The following is a 17,357-nucleotide window of genomic DNA, read 5'->3' as shown; positions in this document are numbered from 1 at the left end:
CACTCTCCTTGCGTGATGCATCAAAGTCGATTCATCGGCATATGGCCGTCGAATCAGTTCAGAAACGGGGACCAGGCCGGCTCACGGACATCGCCCTGGGCGGCGGGCAGACGGAACTGCGCACGTCCATCGGCGGTGACCGCTCCCAGCACCCCGGTGCTACCCTGCTGGGTGGCGAAGATTACCATGGTGCCATTGGGCGCGATACTGGGAGATTCGGCCTGCTGGGCATCACTGATTTCCACCAGACGCCCGCTCTCGAGGTCCTGCTTGGCCACCTGATAGCCATTGTTGCCGCGGTGGATCAAGAACAATGTTTCGCCATCCGGCGACAGGCGACCACGAGCATTGTAGTTGCCGGTGTAGGTCAGACGCTCGGCCTCACCACCAGACACGCTCTGGCGATAGATCTGGGGGCCGCCCGAGCGGTCCGAGGTGAAGATCAGGGAGCGGCCGTCCGGCGCCCAGGCCGGCTCGGTCTCGATGCTCGAGGAGTTGGTGACACGCTGAACGTTGCGCGAGCCGATATCCATCACGTAGATCTCGGGCTGGCCATCCCGGGACAGCGCCATCGCCAGGCGACGGCCATCCGGCGACCAGCTCGGTGCGCTGTTGAGCCCCTCGAAGTCGGTCAGCTTGACGCGCTGACCGGTGGCAAGATTCTGCACGTAGATGGCCGGCCGTTCGGTCTCGAAGGACACATAGGCCAGCTTGCCGCCATCCGGCGACCAGGCCGGTGACATGATCGGTTCATCGGACGTCAGGACCTGCTGGCTGTTGCGCCCATCGGCGTCGGCCACATAGAGCCCGTACTGGGTGTTGTCGCCCACCCCCTGCGAGGTGACATAGGCGATGCGGGTCGAGAATGCGCCACGAATCCCGGTGATCTCCTCGAAGATCTGGTCACTGATATAGTGCGCCGCGCCGCGCAGATCGGAACTCGATGCCGTGACTGTCTCGCCCAGCAACCGGCTCTCGCCACTGACGTCGAGAAGCTCGAAGCGCACCTTGACCTGGCCACCCTCCTGACTGGTGCTGCCGACCACCAGGTAGCGCGAGTCGAGACTGCGCCAGTCACCGTAGGTGACCTCCTCGCTGGTCGAGGGCTGGTTGAACATCTCTGAGCGCGGCAACGGTTCGAAGTAGCCGCTGCGCTCCAGGTCATCGGAGACGACCTGGGCGATATCCTCCGGTAGCCCACCCGCCTGGTCGGCAAAGGGCACCACCGCGATCGGTGTGGCCCTTTCGTTGCCGCGGGTGATATCGATGGTCAGATCGGCCTGGGCCGCTGGCCCGGCCAGCCATACCAGCATGCCTGCCACAACAGCAAGCAGACGCTTGGCAAGGCTTGTGTGAGCGACGGTCATGCTGACCCTCCTGGTCCACCAACTCGCATTCAAGGCTCTCATCAGCGAATGTCTCCCGGTCTGAATCGCAGATTGAATTGACGATAGTCGCGTTGCACGCCGCTGGGAAGGTCTCGCAGTTCGGTGAACGGAGCAGCAGACTCCACCGCCTGGATGGCGGAGTTGTCGAAGGCGGCGTTTCCGCTCGAACGTGTGACCGTTGCAGCAAATACTTCACCCGAGGGCCCCAACCTGACCTGTACCTCGGCGGTGGTGCCGTCGCCCACATTGGGCGGGATGACCCAGGCCTGCTCCACCGCACGCCGCACCAGCTGGATAAAGCCATTGGCGGCCTCGTTCCCCTGTTCGGCGTTGGAGACGGCACTGGAATCGCCCTCGATGATCCGCTGAAGCTGCCGCTCGGCCTCTTCTCTGGCCTTCTGTTCGGCGGCCTCGCGGGCCTGGCGTTCGGCTTCTTCCTGTGCCTTGCGCTCGGCTTCCTCGCGGGCCTGACGCTCGGCTTCCTCTCTTGCCTTCTGCTCGGCTGCCTCGCGGGCCTGACGTTCGGCCTCTTCCTGTGCCTTGCGCTCGGCTTCCTCTCTTGCCTGCTGCTCGGCTGCCTCGCGGGCCTGACGTTCGGCTTCTTCCTGTGCCTTGCGCTCAGCCTCCTCTCTTGCCTGCTGCTCGGCTTCCTCTCTTGCTTTCTGCTCGGCTGCCTCGCGGGCCTGGCGTTCGGCCTCCTGCTGTCGCGCCGCCTCTTCCTGACGACGTCGCTCGGCTTCGGCCTGGCGCTCCTGCTCGGCCTGCTGGCGAGCGGCTTCACGCTCAGCTTCCTCTTCGGCCTTGCGCTGGGCGGCGGCTTCGGCCTCGGCGGCCCGCCTTTCGGCTTCCGCCTGGGCCTGCTCGGCAGCTTCTTCCCTTGCCTGCTGCTCGGCTTCCTGCTGAGCCTGTTGTTCTGCCGCCTGACGCTCGGCCTCTTCGGCGGCCTGCTGCTCTGCGGCCTCGTGGGCCTGACGTTCGGCCTCCTCCTGGGCCTGGCGCTCGGCTTCTTCCTGAGCCTGACGTTCGGCCGCGCGGGTGCGTGCCTCGGCCGCCTGCTGGGCCTGATCGGTACGTGTCTCGGTGCTGATCAGGGTAGCCTGCACGATGGCGTTGTTGGGCGCCTCGGGTTCACTGCTCGGCCACTTGATCACACTGATGACCAGGATACCCAGGTGCAGGGCAACGGCCAGCACCGTCGGCAGACCATAGCCAACTCGCCCGGCGGAACGCTTAAGTGTCTTTCGCCGCTGTGGTTTCGCCATGAGCGCTCCTAACCGTCCTGGGGCGGGGGTTCGGAGATCAACCCGACGTTGGCGACGCCGGCGACCTGCAGCGTGCTCATCAAGGTCACCACCTGGCCGTAGGAGACGTTGCGATCACCCCGCACCATGACCGGCGTGCCGGGATTGCGCTCGAGCAGAATGACCACCCGGTCACTCAACTCGTCCAGGCTGACCTGGGTCTCGTCGCCACCGAGGCTGATGAAGTACTGCCCATCCTTGTCCACCGAGACGATGATCGGGTCGGTGTCTTCGGTGTCCTCGATCGGCTCCGAGGTCGCCTGAGGCAGGTCGACCTTGACCCCCTGGGTCAGCATCGGCGCGGTGATCATGAAGATCACCAGCAGCACCAGCATGACGTCGATAAAGGGGACCACATTGATTTCCCCCATGGGCTTGCTGCGCCCACGGCGATTGAAGGGTCCAAGCATGCGGCGTCTCCTTGATCAGGCGGCGCCGGCGTCGGGCCGGCCCTGCAGGTTGCGGTGCAGGATGGAGTGGAACTCCTCGGCAAAGTCTTCGTACTTGCCCAGCAGGCGCGACGATTCCGCCGACAGGCGGTTATAGAAGATGACCGCGGGGATCGCTGCAAACAGGCCCATGGCGGTCGCGACAAGCGCCTCCGCGATCCATGGTGCCACCGTGGCCAGGGTCGCCTGCTGGGCCATCGACAGCGACTGGAAGGAGCCCATGATGCCCCAGACGGTGCCGAACAGGCCGATATAGGGGCTGGCCGAGGCCACCGTGGCGAGGAACACCAGGTGCAGGTTCAGGCGCTCTTCTTCACGTGACCAGGCCACCCGCATGCTGCGTTGGACGCCGTCGAGGATCGCCTGGGGGCTGCGGGTCTTCGGCATCAGTCGATTGAACTCGCGAAAGCCGGCGCGAAAGATGTGCTCGGCGCCCTGGGTCTCGCCCTCGGCCGGGGCGTCTCGATACAGCTCGTTGAGGTCGACGCCGGACCAGAAGCGGTCCTCGAAGGCGCGATGCGCCTTGCGTGCACGGCGCATCACAAAGCTGCGCTGGAACACCACGATCCAGGAAAGCACGGAACCGATCATCAGCAGCAGCATGACAAATTGCACCACGCCGCTGGCGTTCATGATCAGATGGGGAATGGACATGGAGTCGTTCACGGAAATCCTCGTCTCGGGTCAGTCGTTGGAAGCGTCGAAGGCCTGGTCGTCAGGGGCCATGCCGAAATGGGTCCAGGCCTGGCGCGTCACCACCCGGCCTCGTGCGGTGCGCATCATCAGACCTTGCTGAATCAGGTAGGGTTCGATCACGTCCTCGATGGTGTCGCGCTCCTCGCCGATGGCCGCCGACAGCGAATCCACCCCCACCGGGCCACCGTCGAACTTCTCGAGCATCGCCAGCAGCAGGCGACGGTCCATATGGTCGAGGCCATGGTGGTCAACGTGGAGCATGTTGAGCGCCTGGTCGGCCACCTCGGCGGTGATGCGCCCTGCCGCCTTGACCTCGGCGAAGTCGCGAACCCGCCGCAGCAGCCGGTTGGCGATACGTGGCGTGCCACGGGAGCGCCTGGCCACCTCACGGGCGCCATCCGTGTCGGTGTGTACCTCGAGCAGGCGCGCCGAGCGTGCCACGATCTCGGTCAGCTCGTCGATGGCATAGAACTCGAGGCGCTGCACGATACCGAAACGGTCGCGCAGCGGTGACGTCAGACGGCCGGCTCGGGTGGTCGCCCCGACCAGGGTGAAGGGGGGCAGATCGAGCTTGATCGAGCGGGCCGCAGGGCCCTCACCGATGACGATATCCAGTTGGAAGTCTTCCATGGCGGGATAGAGGATCTCTTCCACCACCGGCGAGAGTCGATGGATCTCGTCGATGAACAGGACGTCACCGGCCTTGAGATTGGTCAGCATGGCGGCCAGGTCGCCGGCACGCTCGAGCACCGGCCCGGAGGTCGAGGTCAGGCCCACGCCCATCTCGGTGGCGATGATATTGGCCAGGGTGGTCTTGCCGAGTCCAGGCGGGCCGAATACCAGGGTGTGGTCGAGACTCTCGTCCCGGGCCCGGGCGGCATGGATGAAGATCTCGAGCTGTTCCCTGACCCGGGGCTGGCCGATATAGTCGGCCAGGCGCCTGGGGCGGATGGCGTGGTCCACCCGCCCTTCTCCTTCCTGCGGATCGGCAGCGATCAGTCGGTCGGTATCGATCATGGTCAACCCGCCATGCGGCGCGCCAACGCCGCCTTGATCATGGCTTCGGTGCTGCCCTCATCCTCGAGACCGGACAACATGCGGCTTGCCTCGGTGGGCTTGTAGCCCAGACTGACCAGCGCCGCCTCGGCGTCAGCCAATGCCGTCTTGCCGGATACCGGTGTGGACGGCTGAGCGTTCCCTTCGAGCGGTAGGCTGTCGGGATGCTGCCAGTGGGGAAAGCGATCGCGCATCTCGATCACCAGACGTTCGGCTGTCTTCTTGCCGACGCCAGGCAGACGTGTCAGCGCCTTGACGTCGTCTTCCATCACGCAGCGGATGAAGGCGTCCTCGTCCATGCCGGAGAGAATCGCCAGGGCCAGCTTGGGGCCGATACCGTTGACCTTGATCAGTGCGCGAAATAGCGCGCGCTCCTGCTCTCGGGCAAAGGCATACAGCAGATGGGCATCGTCGCGCACGGTCAGATGGGTGTACAGCGACACTCGCTCCCCGGCGCCCGGCAGGGCGACCAGGGTGGTCATGGAGGCTTCCATCTCGTAGCCGACGCCATTGACGTCGACCACCAGCCAGGGTGGTTGGGTTTCGAGCAGTGTGCCCGTGATGCGTCCAATCATGGCGCGAATACTTCCTTGATCTCGGCGGTAAAAGTGATCGCCAGTGTACCTGAGACGGCGGTCACGAATCGCGGGAGCGGCTACCCTGCAAGCGTACCTTGCATCCCACTATACGGTGGCAGCCTGGGCCCCGCCAGCACAAACAAACGCTGTTCGATAATGCTTCCGTCGCCACTTTGCGACAGCCTGAACGTCAGCCGATGCAGCAACAACAACCCGGCGCATCGGCGTAAAAAAACCTAGGGCTTGTCTGAAAAGTGCCTGCGCTCGGTAATACGGCGTTAAAAATCGGCTGGTGCGCCAGCCCGGTCAAAATGCTCATTTACACCCCGTAAACTGCGCTTTCTCACCGATTTTTGCCTTGTCTAACCTTCGCTCGTCGACTTTTCGGACAGCGCCTAGGGACGATACTGGCGCCAGGACGTCCCCTTGCCGCCACCTCTGGAGCCGCTGGGCCGCCCACCGAAGGAGCCCTGGGTGATCAAGCCACGTGACGCGTAGCAGTGCGTCAGGGCGATTCCCAGAGCATCGGCGGCGTCCGCCTGGGGCGTACCGGACAGACCCAGCGTCGCCGTGATCATGTGCTGCACCTGGGTCTTGTCGGCACCACCGCTGCCGGTGACCGCCTGCTTGATCTGGCGCGGCCCATACTCGTGCACGTCAAGGCCGTGATTGGCGGCGCAGACGATGGCGGCGCCCCGCGCCTGGCCCAGTTTCAGCGCAGAGTCGGCATTTTTCGACATGAACACCTGCTCGATGGCGAAGGCCGCGGGACGGTGGATCCCGATCAACTCGCTGATCCCGGCATAGACCTGCGCCAGGCGCTGGGCCAGGGACTCATCCTTGAGCCGAATGCAGCCACTGGCGATGTAGCGCGGCTGCCGCTCGCTGGCGTCGAGTACCCCGTAGCCGGTGATACGCGAGCCAGGATCGATCCCCAGCACGATCATGCCGGGTTCCCCGGCAGGTCAGCGCTCCAGTTCGGCAAGAATGGCATCATTGAAGTCCGCATTGGTGAAAACATTTTGCACGTCATCGAGGTCTTCGAGGTGATCGATCAGGGCGAGCACACGGCGCGCGAGATCGGCATCCTCGATGGGCGTGGTGGTATCGGCGAAGAGTCCGACGTCGCTGTAGACGGGCTCAAGCTCCGCGGCCAGCAGGGCATCCTTGACGGCACCAAAGCGCTCCGGTGATGTCACCACCTCCAGGCTGCCGTCTTCGTCGGTCAGGATATCCTCGGGCTCCGCGTCCAGGGTGGCCGCCATGGCTGCCTCCTCGGAGGTCCCCGGTGCCAGGGTCAGTCGCCCCTGGTGATGGAACATGAAGGCGACCGATCCGCTGGTGCCCAGGTTGCCGCCATGCTTGGAAAACGCGTGTCGCACATCTGAGACAGTTCGATTGCGGTTGTCGCTCATGCACTGCACCAGGATGGCGACGCCTTCCGGACCATAGCCCTCGTAGGTGATCTCCTCCATGTCATCGCCATCATTCTGCCCTGCCCCGCGATCCACCGCCCGCTGGATCGTGTCCTTGGTCATATTGTTGGACAGGGCCTTGTCGATGGCGGCCCGCAGACGCGGATTGTCAGCGGGTTCGGGCCCGCCCTGACGAGCGGCCACGCCCAGCTCGCGGATCAGCTTGGAGAATATCTTGCCGCGCTTGGCATCCTGGGCGGCCTTGCGATGCTTGATGTTCGACCACTTGCTATGTCCTGCCATGGTGCATCCCGTTGGTTGCTGGAAGCCGACGCTTCGCACGTCGCCGGGCGATATTGGAAGACAAGGCCCTGAAGGAGCCTGCCAAAAGCACCTGAACCCGGCGCTGGATCAAAGGCGCGCCACATAGCCCGCCACCTGATCACCCGTTGTGCTAGCGTCGGGCGCTTGATTTATCGCGCATTCTACCGCGCGTGCAGCTCACCAGCGAATCCAGCTCAGGAGTGACGAATGAAGGATGTGGCCATCATTGGTGCAGGGCCAGTGGGCCTATGCCTGGCGCGAGCACTGGCCGGTGCCGGCTTGAGTGTGGCACTGATCGATCGAATCGATCGCCCTCGACTGGCCGAACCCAGGCCCGATGGGCGCGAGATCGCCATGACCCAGGCATCCTGCGACCTGCTTGCCGACATTGGTGTGTGGCAGCGGATCCCCCAGCACGAGGTGGCACCGCTGACGCATGCCAAGGTGTTCAACGGACAGTCGTCCTTTGCCATGGACTTCGACTCCGGCAACGATCGACCACTGGGCTTCATGGTGCCGAACCATCTGATACGCCGCGCCGCCTTCGAGGAAGCCGAACGTATGGACGGCATCGACTGGCACTTCTCGGCGCTGGAAAGCATCACCAGCGACCCCGGTGCGGCGCGTCTGGCACTGGAAGACGGTACTCGACTGTCGGCACGTCTGGCGGTGGCCGCGGACAGTCGCTTCTCCGAATCCCGCCGTCAGATGGGCATCGCTGCGCGCATGCGCGATAACGGCCGCAGCATGCTGGTGTGTCGGGTTCGCCACCAACGCGCCCATGACCAGTCTGCCTGGGAGTGGTTCGACCACGGCCAGACCCTGGCGTTGTTGCCATTGCACGAACACCTGTCGTCGGCGGTGGTGACCCTGCCCAGCCAGCAGATGTCGGAGCTTACCGCGCTGCCGCCCGAGGCACTGTCGCAGGCGTTGACCCATCGCTACGGACGCAGGCTCGGCGCCATGACCCTGGAGGGAGAGACCCACGTCTATCCCCTGGTAAGCGCCTACGCAGAGCGCTTCGTGGCCGAACGCTTTGCCCTGGTCGGTGACGCCGCGGTGGGCATGCATCCGGTGACGGCACACGGCTTCAACTTTGGCGCCCAGAGTCAGCACCGCCTGGCCCGCCGGCTGATCCGCGCCCACCAACTCGGACAGGACATCGCCGACCCGCAACTGCTGAAGCGCTACGAGCGCGAGCATCGGCTGGCCACCTGGCCGCTGTATCAAGCCACCCAGGCCATCGTCGGCCTCTATACCGATGACGGAGTGCCGGCACGAATGGTCCGTCACCTGGGGCTGCGCCTGGGTGACCGACTGGCACCGGCGCGTAGAATGATCGGACAGCACCTGACCGAGCCTCATGGTGGCTCACCGCTCACGCCTCTATCGCCTCTCACCACCCTTCCGTCGCTGGCCCGTCGCGCGGCGTCTTCCTTGCCGTCACCACTGTCCAGCCTGCTGGGCTGATCTCCCATCAACGATAAACCCCCGCCGATGGGCGGGGGTTTTTCGGTACAGCACGATAGCCTAGGGCTTGTCTGAAAAGTGCCTGCGCTCGGTAATACGGCGTTAAAAATCGGATCAAAATGCTCATTTACACCCCGTAAACTGCGCTTTCTCACCGATTTTTGCCTTGTCTAACCTTCGCTCGTCGACTTTTCGGACAGCGCCTAGCGTTATTCGCTGGCTTCGGGCTTGGCCTTCTGACGCAGGCGGATACTCAGATCCTTGAGCTGGTCGTTGCTGACCTCGCCAGGGGCGTCGGTCATCAGACAGGCTGCACTCTGGGTCTTGGGGAAGGCGATGACCTCACGGATGGTACGAGCGCCGGTCATCAGCATGACCAGGCGATCGAGACCGAAGGCCAGACCACCGTGGGGCGGCGCACCGTAGTGCAGCGCGTCCAGCAGGAAGCCGAACTTCTCGCGGGCTTCTTCTTCACCGATACCCAGGATCTCGAATACCACGCTCTGCATGGCCTGATCGTGGATACGGATCGAGCCGCCACCCAGCTCCGTCCCGTTGAGCACCATGTCATAGGCACGCGACAGGGCCTCGGCCGGGTTGGCCTTGAGCTCCTCGGGGCTGCACGCCGGCGAGGTGAAGGGGTGATGCAGCGGGCTCAGACGACCGTTGTCGTCGGCCTCGAACATCGGGAAGTCGACGACCCACAGCGGCGCCCAGGGCTGGGTGTAGAGATCGAGATCCTCACCCAGCTTGACCCGCAGAGCCCCCAGCGCCTCGTTGACGATGCGCGCCTTGTCGGCACCAAAGAAGATGATGTCACCGTCTTCGGCACCCACACGATCCAGCAGGGTCTCGATCACGCCTTCCATGAACTTGACGATCGGCGACTGCAGGCCCTCGATGCCCTTGGCACGCTCGTTGACCTTGATCCAGGCAAGGCCCCGCGCGCCGTAGATACCGACGAACTTGGTGTACTCGTCGATTTCCTTGCGCGACAGCTTGGCGCCACCGCTCACCTTGAGCGCGGCGACACGGCCGTCATCAGCGTTGGCCGGACCGGAGAAGACCTTGAAGTCCACCTCCTTCATCAGGTCATCGACGTCGGTCAGCTCCAGCGGGATGCGCAGGTCCGGCTTGTCGGAGCCGAAACGGTGCATCGCCTCATGCCAGGTCATGCGCGGGAACTCGCCCAGATCCACGTCGAGCACGTCCTTGAACAGGCCCTGCACCATGGACTCGGTGATGCGCATGATGTCGGCCTCTTCGACGAAGGAGGCCTCGAGGTCGATCTGGGTAAATTCCGGCTGACGATCGGCACGCAGGTCCTCGTCACGGAAGCACTTGGCGATCTGGTAGTAGCGATCGAAGCCCGCCACCATCAGCAGCTGCTTGAACAGCTGAGGCGACTGCGGCAGCGCAAAGAAGCTGCCGGCGTGGGTCCGGCTCGGCACCAGATAGTCACGTGCACCTTCCGGGGTCGCCCGGGTCAGCACCGGCGTCTCGATATCGAGGAAGCCCTCGCCTTCGAGGAAGGCCCGCACGCTATGGGAGATACGAGAGCGCAGACGCAGCTTCTCGATCATCTCCGGGCGACGAAGGTCGATGTAGCGGTGCTTGAGGCGAATTTCCTCACCCACCTTGCCGTGCTCGTCGAGCTGGAACGGCGGCGTGGCGGCGGTGTTGAGCACCTCCACTTCCTTGGCCAGCACCTCGATCAGGCCGGTCGGCATGTTCGGGTTCTGGGTTCCCTCGGGACGCATGCGCACTCGGCCCTGGATGCGCAGCACGTACTCGCTGCGGGCGCGGTCGGCATTGGCGAAGGCCTCGGCGGTATCGGGGTCGACCACGACCTGGGCGATACCGTCACGATCGCGAAGGTCGAGGAAGATCACCCCACCGTGGTCACGGCGGCGGTGTACCCAGCCGCACAGGCTGACCGTCTGGTCCACCAGGGTTTCGTTGAGCTGGCCGCAATAATGGCTGCGCATGTTGGTTCCTGTCATGTTGCGTGAAGGTAAAGGCAATTCGTTGGATCAGGCAGCGGCGCCGTCACCGGAAGCGGAGCCACCACCGGAGGAGGCACCGCCTCCGCCACTGTCACCCGCCAGATTCTTCTTGGTGCCACCGGTCTTGAAGTCGGTCTCGTACCAGCCGCCACCCGCAAGACGGAAGCCAGCCGCCGAGACCAGGCGGTTCAGTTCGGGAGCTTCGCAGGCCGGGCAGTCGGTCAAGGGAGCGGCGCTCATGCGCTGTAGCTTCTCCAGCCGATGGCCACAGGCCTTGCACTGATATTCGTAGATGGGCATGGTTCTAGGTCTCCGTTCGCATTGTTCCTGCGGGGCGGGAAGCCGGCGTCTGATCTGCCTGACACACCCTCGATCACGCCGCTTCCGATCCCGACATGCGATATAGGGCCGGCCAACAGCAATTCCAAGCCCAAATCAAAGGGGCGCATTATAGCGTGCTGAGCGCCTCAAGGCCCAGCCCTGTGCACCGATCTTCGCCACCAGACTCACCACAACCACCAAACACAACAGGAGAAGCGATGAAAGCTGTATTACTGGACGCCGACAGCCTGGGTTCCGACATCGACCTTGCACCGCTGCGCGAGCAGCTCGAGAGCCTCGAGGTTCACCCCACCAGCACCCCCGCCGAGGCGCGTGAACGGCTGGCCGGCGCTGACGTCGCCATCGTCAACAAGGTGGTGCTGGATGCCGATACCCTGAACGCCCTGCCCTCCTTGCGGCATATCTGCGTACTGGCCACCGGCACCAACAATATCGACATGGAGGTGGCGAAAGAGCGTGGCATCCGCGTCGACAACGTCAACGCCTACGGAACCGCCAGTGTCGCCCAGCATACCCTGATGCTGATCCTCGCTCTGGCCACTCGCCTGCCCCAGTACCAGCGCGACGTGGCCGAAGGCCGTTGGGGAAAGAGCCCGTTCTTCTGTCTGATGGACCACCCGACCCTGCAACTCGAAGGCAAGCATCTGGTGCTGGTGGGACAGGGTGAACTGGGCTCCAAGGTGGCCGCCCTGGCCGAGGCATTCGGCATGCGGGTGAGCTTCAGCGCGCGTCCAGGCAACGAGGCCAATGACCGGCGCCCGGCACTGGCCGAGCTGCTGCCCGAGGCCGACGTGGTCAGCCTGCATTGCCCATTGACCGAACACAGTCGTCATCTGCTCAACGCCGACAACCTCAAGACCATCAAGAAAGGCGCCCTGCTGGTGAATTGCGCCAGGGGTGGTGTGATCGATGAAGAAGCCGCTCTGGCCGCCCTGCGCGAAGGGCAATTGGGAGGCCTTGCCGTCGATGTCCTTCCCGCGGAGCCGCCTCGTGATGGCCACGCCCTGATCGACGCAGTCAACGAGTCGCCGCGCCTGAACCTGCTGGTCACCCCGCACAGCGCCTGGATCACCCCTGAAGCGCGACAGAACATCGTCAAGCTGACCGTCGATAACCTGCGGAACGCTGCGCAAGAGAACTGACGCCGTCCATGGCGGGCACAGCAGACCGTGCCCGCCTGACACCAGGCCATTCTTGCCAACCTGCCCCTTGCCTGCCCCTTGGTGAGCTCTCTCCAGGCTTTCGCCCCGCTGATGCCGCGCTTATGCAACGTTATCGCCACGCTGATGCAACGTTATTGCGCCCCTGATCGGCATGTTCGGGCGAGTTTAGCGAACGCGACGCTTCCCAACGGCCTGTCCTCATCGCCCATGACTAACATATCGATGTAACTGGCACGTTCGGGTCTTGCTAAACCAAAATAACGGTATAATTGTTGGAAACAAGGTAACAGCCGTGTTTTCGATGGCGGTTCCACCCTTGCGTCGGCCCGGCATCACTCCGATACTTCGCGCTGAGCCCACCCCCTCATCGGACACCCCATGCTGTACAACTACGGGTCGATCAATCTCGACCATGTCTATCGCGTTCCCCATCTCGTTCGCCCGGGGGAAACCCTGGCGAGTCATGAGCACCGAGTCGGCCTTGGAGGCAAGGGAGCCAACCAGTCGCTCGCGCTGGCCAAGGCCGGTGGTCAGGTGGCTCACTGGGGAAGCCTGAATGCCCAGGATGGCTGGGCCCGCCAGCAGCTTGCCGATGCCGGGGTCGACGTCAATGGTATTGCCGAGGTGGCCGCCCCCTCCGGCCACGCCATCATCCAGGTCGACGACGGCGCAGAGAACGCCATCCTGCTGTTCCCCGGAGCCAACCACCACCACGCGGCCGACGACCTTTCCAGGCTGATGGAGGGCACTCAGGCCGGCGACTGGCTGCTGCTGCAGAATGAATGCAGCGCCCTGGCCGACGCCATCCGGCTCGGACATGAAAAGGGACTGAACATCGCCTTCAACCCGGCGCCGATGAGCGACGCCGTGCTAGACCTGCCACTCGACCGGTGCGATCTCCTTTTCGTCAATCGGGGCGAGGCCACCTGGCTGGCCGGTGTTGCAGAGGATACCGATGCCGACGCCTTGCTCACCGCCCTTTCCGAGCGCCTGCCCAGCACCCGACTGGTGCTGACGCTCGGAGGCGAAGGCGCCTGGCATCAGCACGGCGGACAACGCCAGTTCCAGGCGGCGAGTCGGGTCGAGGCGGTTGACACCACCGCCGCCGGGGACACCTTCATCGGCTACTACCTGGCCGCGATGCAGGAACAAAAGACCGTGGCGGATTGCCTGGCGCTGGCCTCCACCGCCGCCGCCCTCGGCGTTCAGCGCCAGGGCGCGGCTGCCAGCATTCCGACCCGCGACGAGGTCGACACAGCGCTGGCGAGCGGCCAGCACGCCATCCGTTGAGACCTTCAGGCCAATCACAGGAGCTTCCGTGAGCACCCCGATCATCTTCGATACCGACCCGGGCGTCGACGACGCCCAGGCCATCGCCATCGCCCTGCGCCATCCCGACATTGAGCTGCTCGGCATGACCACCACCTTCGGCAACGTCGACATCGAGACGGCGACCCACAATGCCCTGCTGCTCGGCGAGATCGCGGGCCAGCCAGTGCCAGTGGCCCAGGGCTCGGCCTGCCCCATGGTCAAACCTCGTCATCCGGCACCCAAGCATATCCATGGCGACAACGGCCTGGGCAATATCACCCTGCCCGAGGTCAAGGGACAGGCCGATGCTCGCAGCGCCGCCCAGTTTATCGTCGACACCGTGCGCCAGCGTCCGGGCGAGGTCAGCCTGGTGGCGGTCGGCCCGCTGGGCAACCTTGCCGCAGCGCTGCAGCTGGACCCCGAGATCACCCGCCTGGTCAAGCAGGTGGTCATCATGGGCGGCTCCATTCGCGAAGGCGGCAACGTCACCCCGGTGGCAGAAGCCAACATCTTCAACGATGCCCACGCCGCGCAGCGCGTACTGACCGCCGACTGGCCGCTGACCCTGGTGGGGCTCGACGTGACCCATCGCTGCATCCTGACGCCGGAACACATGGCCCGCATCGAGGCAGGCCAGGGCGAGCTCGGCAAGATTCTGGCCGGCAGCTACGACTTCTATCGCGCCTTCTATCGTGAAGCCCTCGGCATCGACGGCTGCTGCCCCCATGACAGTGTGGCCCTGGCCTGGCTACTGCGCCCGGACCTGTTCGAGACCACCCGCGGCCACCTGGGTGTGGTTACCGAAGGGCCGGCCGAGGGGCAGACCATCCTCGCGCCCGAAGGCAGAGGCTTTATCGCCGACCGCTGGTCACAGACACCCGTGGTCAACGTCTGCATGGGGGTAGACGGCAAGGCCGTCAGCGACTGGATCGCGGACACCCTGGCCTGAACGACTCAAGCCAGCAAAAAGCCCCGGGCGGGCACGACGGATAATGTCGAGGGACAGTGTCGTGCCCGCCCGGGGCTCTTCTATCGCTGGATCCTTGAGGTCATGGCGCCAGCGGCGACGACCACGGGCGCTCTACACCGGGCTCTAGCCCGTCGTGAAATCCCTCGGCGGCTTATCCAGCGTTACCTCACGGGTGGTGACCTGGGTCACTTCGGCCTGCTCGGGCCCATATTCAAGCCAGTCGGCGACCCGTTCCACCGCGTCACGAGGTCCACACAGCAACACCTCGACACTGCCGTCCGGCAGGTTGCGCGCATACCCCGCAAGCCCCTCTGCCTCGGCTTGCTGCCTGGTGGCAAAGCGATAGCTCACGCCCTGTACTCGCCCTTCCACCAGGGCCTCCAGGCATAGGGTGTCATCGGACATCGTGGCTGCCTCCTGCTGCTCGTCCATTGGTTCCTCTCTGGCGACATCGGCCCCTTGAACCGTATCATCGACGCTGACCTCGTCATCTTCGTTGGCCTGACGGCTCTCCACCGTGCCAGCAGTCTCCGCTCCCCCTGCCTCCAGCTCCGCCTCATGCTGACGCTCGCGAGCCTCCTGCTCGAATTCCCGTTCTTCTTCGGCGCTCAACTGGGCACGCACGCTCTGCTGATCGAGCAGTTCCTGCTTGACCAGCACGGCGCTGTTGCGCGGGATGATGGGCTTGTGCCGGGCGAGTAGATGGACCTTGGTAAAGGCAGCACCAAACAGCAGGATCAGCGAGGAGTAGTAGACCCACAGCAACACCACCACCACCGACCCCGCCGCACCGTAGGTCGAGGCAGTCGCGTTGTAGGCCAGATAGAGCGCGATACCGGTACGCCCTATCGAGAACAGCAAGGCCGTGACAACCGCACCGACGATGACGTCGCGCCAGCGCAGCACCACGTCGGGCAACACCTTGAAGATGGTGGCAAAGAGCGCGGCGATCACGCCGATCGACACCAGCAGCTCCACCCCTCGTGTCAGCAGGCTGACGTAGGGCAGCACATCATCGGCGGCTTTCAGCGCCGCCCTGACGAACACCCCGAGCCCCACTGACACCAGCAGGATAAAGCCGATCGCCAGCACGATCGTCAGTGACAGCATGCGATTCTTGACGAAGATCCACAGGCTGTTGCTGCTGGGGCGTGCCGCGACGCCCCAGATGGTGTTCAGCGAAAACTGCATCTGGCCGAACACCGTAGTGGCACCAACCGCCAGGGCGGCAAAACCCAGCAGCGTCGGCAACAGCCCGGACTCCTGGATCCGCGACTGGGCGACGGCATGCTCGATGGCGGTGGCCGCTTCGGGGCCCATGGTGCCCTGCAACTGGGCGAAGATTTGCCCCTGTGCCGCCTCCTCGCCCAGCACCACACCGATCACCGTCACCGCGATGATTACCGTCGGCGCCAGCGAAAACAGGGTATAGAACGCCAGCGAGCCGGCGTAGCTGAAGGCGTTGCGCTCCAGCCACAACGCCACCGAGCGACGCAGCACTCCCCACCAGAAGGCGAAAAACTGAATGATCATGGCGTTCCCTCGTCATTATCGTTGCCCTCAGCATACCTAACACCGACGGTATACGCAGGAACATGCGCCAACGCGACGCCCTGATGCTGCCAGTTCATCACGACCGGATCGTCGTGACGGGGTGATCGAGCCTCCTTCATCTAGCCTCATTTATCCAGCTCGGGAGCCTGTCTGTTTGCACCGGTCTGTTTGCGCCTTCCAGTCGTCGCCACCATAATGGCGGCGACGTTTTCCAGGAGCCCTCCATGCCCACCGATCTGGCCACCTCTCCGCCGCAGACCGAGTTCGACTGCCTGGTGTTCATCGGACGCTTTCAGCCCCCGCACCTCGGCCATCTGGCGGTGATTCGGGCGGCCCTCAAGCAGGCCAGACAGGTCATCGTGCTGGTAGGCTCCGCGTGGCAGGCGCGCTCACTGCGCAACCCCTGGCGTTTCGACGAACGCCGCCAGATGCTGCGCAGCGCCTTCGACGAAGACGACAACGCTCGCCTCGAAATCGTGCCGCTGCTGGATGCGCTCTACAACGATGATGTCTGGGTGCACGACGTCCAGCGCAAGGTGCGCGATCTGGCCCACCCCGAGAGCGCACGGTTACCACGTATCGGGCTGATCGGCGCCAGCCGCGGTCAGTCGAGCTACTACCTGTCACTCTTCCCCCAGTGGGAGTCGGTGAGCGTACCGCTGGTCGAAGCGATCTCCGCCAGCCAGATTCGAGAACGGCTATTTCGCTCCGAGGGCTCGGCGGTAGAGTATCTCTCCACCAACGCAAGCCACGATCTTCCACCGGGCGTGGTGGAACATATCCGCCGCTTCATGAGCGGCAAGCCCTACCGCCAGCTCGGGGAAGAACAGCAACTGCTCGATCAGTACCGCTCGGCCTGGGCCCAGGCGCCCTACCCGCCGATCTTCGTCACCGTCTGTGCGGTTGTGGTGCAGTCGGGCCATGTGCTGCTGGTGCGGCGCACCTCGGCGCCCGGCAAGGGACTCTATGCCCTGCCCGGGGGCTTTATCAGCGCCCAGGAACGACTGATGGACGCCTGTCTGCGCGAGCTGCGCGAGCGCATTCGGCTGAAGGTGCCGGAGCCGGTGCTCAAGGGATCACTACGCGGTCAACGGCTATTCGACGAGCCGCACCGAAGCTGGCGTGGGCGAACCCTGGCCGAAGCCTTCTACTTTGCCCTGCGACCGGATCAGAACCTGCCGAGGCTGAAACCCGTCAAGGGTGGCGACCATGCGCGCTGGGTACCCCTGGCGGAACTCGAGCCGGAAAGCCTGTTCGAGGATCACTTCTTCATCATCCAGAACTTTCTCGGGCTGCCTGCCGATCGACGCTCCTGAGGCACGCGGCAAGATCCA

The 17,357-nt window shown here is 64.3% G+C and carries 16 protein-coding genes and 1 pseudogene; 5 read left to right on the top strand and 12 right to left on the bottom strand.

Annotation, left to right across the window (positions count from 1 at the left end):
• Positions 1-53 precede the first annotated feature (53 nt).
• The 8 genes from tolB to EBB56_RS15130 all read right to left on the bottom strand — a co-directional run bounded on the left by tolB (position 54) and on the right by EBB56_RS15130 (position 7,186).
• On the bottom strand, positions 54-1,313 hold the full coding sequence (tolB, locus tag EBB56_RS15165; RefSeq protein WP_045992085.1) for a Tol-Pal system beta propeller repeat protein TolB: 1,260 nt from the start codon (positions 1,311-1,313) through the stop codon (positions 54-56).
• A 95-nt stretch (positions 1,314-1,408) separates the two neighbouring features.
• Positions 1,409-2,650: a cell envelope integrity protein TolA gene (gene tolA / locus EBB56_RS15160; RefSeq protein WP_045992048.1), complete on the bottom strand. Its 1,242-nt coding sequence runs from the start codon at positions 2,648-2,650 to the stop codon at positions 1,409-1,411.
• Between the two features lie 8 nt (positions 2,651-2,658).
• Complete coding sequence (gene tolR, locus EBB56_RS15155) at positions 2,659-3,099, bottom strand: protein TolR (protein WP_045992047.1); 441 nt, start codon at positions 3,097-3,099, stop codon at positions 2,659-2,661.
• 15 nt (positions 3,100-3,114) lie between these two features.
• Positions 3,115-3,792 (bottom strand): protein TolQ, encoded by a 678-nt coding sequence (gene tolQ, locus EBB56_RS15150; RefSeq protein ID WP_181248684.1) that lies wholly within the window; start codon positions 3,790-3,792, stop codon positions 3,115-3,117.
• Positions 3,793-3,822: 30 nt separating this feature from the next.
• The gene (gene ruvB / locus EBB56_RS15145) at positions 3,823-4,851 is read right to left on the bottom strand and encodes a Holliday junction branch migration DNA helicase RuvB (protein WP_045992045.1); all 1,029 of its coding nucleotides are present in this window, start codon (positions 4,849-4,851) and stop codon (positions 3,823-3,825) included.
• A gap of 2 nt (positions 4,852-4,853) precedes the next feature.
• On the bottom strand, positions 4,854-5,465 hold the full coding sequence (ruvA, locus tag EBB56_RS15140; protein ID WP_045992044.1) for a Holliday junction branch migration protein RuvA: 612 nt from the start codon (positions 5,463-5,465) through the stop codon (positions 4,854-4,856).
• Between the two features lie 398 nt (positions 5,466-5,863).
• Positions 5,864-6,415 carry a crossover junction endodeoxyribonuclease RuvC gene (gene ruvC / locus EBB56_RS15135; protein WP_108133601.1) on the bottom strand — a complete coding sequence of 184 codons (552 nt, stop codon included), beginning with the start codon at positions 6,413-6,415 and terminating at the stop codon, positions 5,864-5,866.
• 18 nt (positions 6,416-6,433) lie between these two features.
• Positions 6,434-7,186, bottom strand: coding sequence for a YebC/PmpR family DNA-binding transcriptional regulator (locus EBB56_RS15130; protein WP_045994969.1), 753 nt, complete (start codon positions 7,184-7,186; stop codon positions 6,434-6,436).
• A 228-nt stretch (positions 7,187-7,414) separates the two neighbouring features.
• Here EBB56_RS15130 and ubiM point away from each other — a divergent pair, with 228 nt between their 5' ends.
• Positions 7,415-8,677 carry a 5-demethoxyubiquinol-8 5-hydroxylase UbiM gene (gene ubiM / locus EBB56_RS15125; protein ID WP_124804729.1) on the top strand — a complete coding sequence of 421 codons (1,263 nt, stop codon included), beginning with the start codon at positions 7,415-7,417 and terminating at the stop codon, positions 8,675-8,677.
• Positions 8,678-8,886: 209 nt separating this feature from the next.
• On the opposite strand, the gene aspS is transcribed toward ubiM, so the two are convergent.
• A complete protein-coding gene (gene aspS / locus EBB56_RS15115) occupies positions 8,887-10,665 on the bottom strand; it encodes an aspartate--tRNA ligase (protein ID WP_108133598.1) in 1,779 nt (592 codons plus the stop codon).
• 45 nt (positions 10,666-10,710) lie between these two features.
• Positions 10,711-10,983 carry an FmdB family zinc ribbon protein gene (locus tag EBB56_RS15110; RefSeq protein WP_045994967.1) on the bottom strand — a complete coding sequence of 91 codons (273 nt, stop codon included), beginning with the start codon at positions 10,981-10,983 and terminating at the stop codon, positions 10,711-10,713.
• A gap of 239 nt (positions 10,984-11,222) precedes the next feature.
• On the opposite strand from EBB56_RS15110, the gene EBB56_RS15105 reads away from it, so the two are divergent.
• The 3 genes from EBB56_RS15105 to EBB56_RS15095 all read left to right on the top strand — a co-directional run bounded on the left by EBB56_RS15105 (position 11,223) and on the right by EBB56_RS15095 (position 14,448).
• Entirely contained in the window at positions 11,223-12,167 is a 945-nt protein-coding gene (locus EBB56_RS15105) for a D-2-hydroxyacid dehydrogenase (protein WP_045994966.1), read from the top strand.
• A gap of 399 nt (positions 12,168-12,566) precedes the next feature.
• Complete coding sequence (locus tag EBB56_RS15100) at positions 12,567-13,478, top strand: ribokinase (protein WP_045994965.1); 912 nt, start codon at positions 12,567-12,569, stop codon at positions 13,476-13,478.
• Positions 13,479-13,506: 28 nt separating this feature from the next.
• On the top strand, positions 13,507-14,448 hold the full coding sequence (locus EBB56_RS15095; protein ID WP_045994964.1) for a nucleoside hydrolase: 942 nt from the start codon (positions 13,507-13,509) through the stop codon (positions 14,446-14,448).
• A gap of 144 nt (positions 14,449-14,592) precedes the next feature.
• On the opposite strand, the gene yccX is transcribed toward EBB56_RS15095, so the two are convergent.
• Positions 14,593-14,874, bottom strand: coding sequence for an acylphosphatase (gene yccX, locus EBB56_RS22075; RefSeq protein WP_197037157.1), 282 nt, complete (start codon positions 14,872-14,874; stop codon positions 14,593-14,595).
• Positions 14,875-15,105: 231 nt separating this feature from the next.
• Positions 15,106-16,002 (bottom strand): annotated as a pseudogene (locus EBB56_RS22070) (YihY/virulence factor BrkB family protein); the annotation flags it as partial.
• 245 nt (positions 16,003-16,247) lie between these two features.
• Between EBB56_RS22070 and EBB56_RS15085 the strand changes: the two are divergent.
• On the top strand, positions 16,248-17,339 hold the full coding sequence (locus EBB56_RS15085) for a bifunctional nicotinamide-nucleotide adenylyltransferase/Nudix hydroxylase (protein WP_045994963.1): 1,092 nt from the start codon (positions 16,248-16,250) through the stop codon (positions 17,337-17,339).
• Positions 17,340-17,357: the final 18 nt, after the last annotated feature.

It is taken from the genome of Halomonas sp. YLB-10, from assembly GCF_003856855.1.
In the GTDB taxonomy this organism is placed as follows: domain Bacteria; phylum Pseudomonadota; class Gammaproteobacteria; order Pseudomonadales; family Halomonadaceae; genus Halomonas; species Halomonas litopenaei.
The sequence above is the reverse complement of the archived record's forward strand: the minus strand, read 5'-3'. Positions and strand labels throughout refer to the sequence as shown.